General features: G+C 74.9%; 3 protein-coding genes. All 3 read left to right on the top strand.

Features of this window, described 5'->3' with window-relative positions; genetic code table 11:
* On the top strand, positions 1-689 hold a 689-nt coding region (locus PSH25_RS28345; RefSeq protein ID WP_274528081.1), incomplete at its 5' end, for a precorrin-2 C(20)-methyltransferase.
* A complete protein-coding gene (gene cobM / locus PSH25_RS28350) occupies positions 686-1,519 on the top strand; it encodes a precorrin-4 C(11)-methyltransferase (RefSeq protein WP_238661949.1) in 834 nt (277 codons plus the stop codon). The genes PSH25_RS28345 and cobM, both read left to right, overlap by 4 nt.
* Complete coding sequence (locus tag PSH25_RS28355; protein ID WP_238661950.1) at positions 1,516-2,667, top strand: cobalt-precorrin-5B (C(1))-methyltransferase; 1,152 nt, start codon at positions 1,516-1,518, stop codon at positions 2,665-2,667. Before cobM ends, PSH25_RS28355 begins: the two co-directional genes overlap by 4 nt.
* The last annotated feature ends 228 nt before the right edge of the window (positions 2,668-2,895 follow it).

Here is a 2,895-nt window from a genome sequence, read left to right on the forward strand (position 1 = left end):
ACGACGTGGTCTTCGTACCCGTGATGGCGGACCGGGTCGCGCCCACCGCGACGGCCGGTCCGACGCCGCCGGGCGCGGACGCCGGGCGGGCCGAAGCGACCGTCCGGGAGTACGTGCCGGCGGACCGGCTGCGCCGGCTGCCGTTCGCTCTCGACGACCGGGGTGGGGTGACCGCGCGTCGGGCGGCGGCCTGGGACGACGCCGCCCGGGCGGTGGTCGAGGCGATCGACGCGGGCGCGCGGTCCCTCGCCTTCGCCACCATCGGCGACCCCAACGTCTACTCCACCTTCGGTTACCTGGCCCAGAGCGTCCGCGCGCTGCGCCCCGCGGTGCGGGTGGCGACCGTCCCCGGCGTCACCGCCATGCAGGAGCTGGCGGCGCTCAGCGGCACCCCGCTCTGTGAGGGACGCGAACCGCTCACCCTGCTGCCGGCCACCGCGGGCCTGGCCCTCTTCGCCGACGCCCTCGCCGGGCCGGGCACCGTGGTCGCCTACAAGGGCTGGCGGCGGCACCCGGAACTGCTCGCCGAGCTACGCCGGCAGGGCCGCCTCGCCGACGCGGTGCTCGGCCGCAGCCTGGGGTTGCCCGGTGAACGGGTCGGGCCGGTCGACGACACCGAGCACGACCTGCCGTACCTGTCGACGCTGCTGGTTCCGGCCCGCCGCGAGCACCGAGGAGGAAAGCTGTGACCAGCGACGGCAAGGTGTGGTTCGTCGGTGCCGGCCCGGGGGCGGCGGACCTGCTGACCCTGCGGGCCGCCCGGGTCATCGCCGAGGCGGACATCGTGATCTGGGCGGCCAGCCTGGTGCACGCCGACGTGCTCGATCACGCCCGCCCCGACGCGGAGATCGTCGACTCGTCGCAGCTGCCCATCGAGGGTGTGCTGCCGCTCTACCGGCGCGCCGCCGAGCAGGGGCTGACCGTCGCCCGGATCCACTCCGGAGACCCGGCGCTGTGGGGCGCGGTGCAGGAACAGCTGGACCTGTGCCGGGCGCTCGACCTGGCCGTCGAGATCGTGCCCGGGGTGTCCTCGTTCACCGCCGTCGCGGCGATCGTCGGACGGGAGCTGACCGTGCCCGAGGTGGCCCAGTCGGTGATCCTCACCCGCCTCGAAGGCGGCAAGACCCCGATGCCGCCCGGTGAGCGGGTCCGCGACTTCGCCCGCCACGGCACCACCATGGCGCTGTTCCTCTCCGCCGCCCGCTCCGGGCAGGTGCAGGCCGAGCTGCTGGCCGGCGGCTACCCGGAGGACACCCCGGCCGTGGTGGCGTACCAGGCGACCTGGCCCGACGAACTGGTGGTGCGCTGCACGGTCGGCACCCTGGAGGCGACGGTCAAGCAGCACAAGCTGTGGAAGCACACCCTGTTCCTGGTCGGGCCGGCCCTCGCCGCCGAGGGCACCCGCTCGCACCTCTACCACCCCGGGCACTTCCACACCTTCCGGCGGGCGGAGCCGGCCGCCCGCGCCGAGCTGCGCCGCCAGGCCAGCGCCCGCGCCGGGGGGACAGCCACACCATGACGTACGCCGAGCCGCCGCTGCGCGAACCGGACCTGCCGCGAACCGCGAAGGTCCGGCCCACCGCGCTGCGCACCGGCTGGACCACCGGCGCGTGCGCGACGGCGGCGGCCAAGGCCGCGGTCACCGCGCTGGTCACCGGCACCACCCAGCAGGAGGTGGAGATCGGCCTGCCCGCCGGACGCCGGGTGCGCTTCCCGGTCGAACGCTGCGAGGTGACCGGCACCCCACCCGTGCGGGCCGAGGCGGTGGTGGTCAAGGACGCCGGGGACGACCCGGACGTCACCCACGGCGCCGAGCTGACCGCCACCGTGGACTGGACCGACGTCCCCGGCCTGCGGCTCGCCGGCGGTGCCGGCGTCGGCACGGTCACCAAGCCCGGCCTGGGGCTCGCCGTCGGCGGCCCGGCGATCAACGACACCCCCCGCCGGATGATCGGCGAGGCGGTAGCCGAGGTGGTCGACCTCAGCGAGGTCGGCGTCCGGGTGGTGATCAGCGTGCCCCGGGGCGAGATCATGGCCCGCAAGACCACCAACCGTCGGCTCGGCATCCTCGGCGGGATCTCGATCCTCGGCACCACCGGGATCGTCCGCCCCTTCTCCACCGCGTCGTGGCGGGCCAGCGTGGTGCAGGCCGTGCACGTGATGGCCGCCCAGGGCGAGCCGACAGTGGTGCTCTGCACCGGTGGGCGTACCGAGCGGGCCGCCCGCGCGCTCCTGCCCGACCTGCCCGAGGTCTGCTTCGTCGAGGTCGGCGACTTCACCGGCGCCGCGGTGACCGCCGCCGTGGGTGACGCGATGATCGGGGTGGTCTTCGTCGGCATGGCCGGCAAGCTCGCCAAACTCGCGGCCGGCATCCTGATGACCCACTACACCCGCTCCAAGGTGGACCTGTCCCTGCTCGGCGCGGTGACCGCCGAGGCCGGCGGCGACCCGTCGCTGGTCGCCGCCGTGACCGAGGCGAACACCGGGCGGCACGCGTACGAGCTGTGGGAGGCGGCCGGGCTGCTCGCCCCGGCCGGGGACCTGCTCTGCCAGCGGGTCCGCCAGGTGCTGCGGCGCTTCGCCGGGCCGACGGTCACGGTGGACGTGGCGATGGTCGACTTCGCCGGAGCGCACGTCGTCGCCTCGTCCGGCCGGTGGCCCCGGTGACGCCGGTGGCGTCCGGTGCCTCGGTGACGCCGATGGCCCCGGTGAGCGCCGTGACCGTGGTCGGTCTGGACGCGGCGGGCGCCCCGCCGCACCCCGCGCTCGCCCCGGTGCTGGCCGCCGCGTCCAGACCGACCACGGTCACGGCGCCAGATCGGAACAGCACACGTCTGACATGCAGTCACGTTGCCTTATCTCCTAGGCCTTCTTCTGCTTCAAAAAACAGAATAT

This window comes from Micromonospora foliorum (genome assembly GCF_022229015.1).
In the GTDB taxonomy this organism is placed as follows: Bacteria; Actinomycetota; Actinomycetes; order Mycobacteriales; family Micromonosporaceae; genus Micromonospora; species Micromonospora foliorum.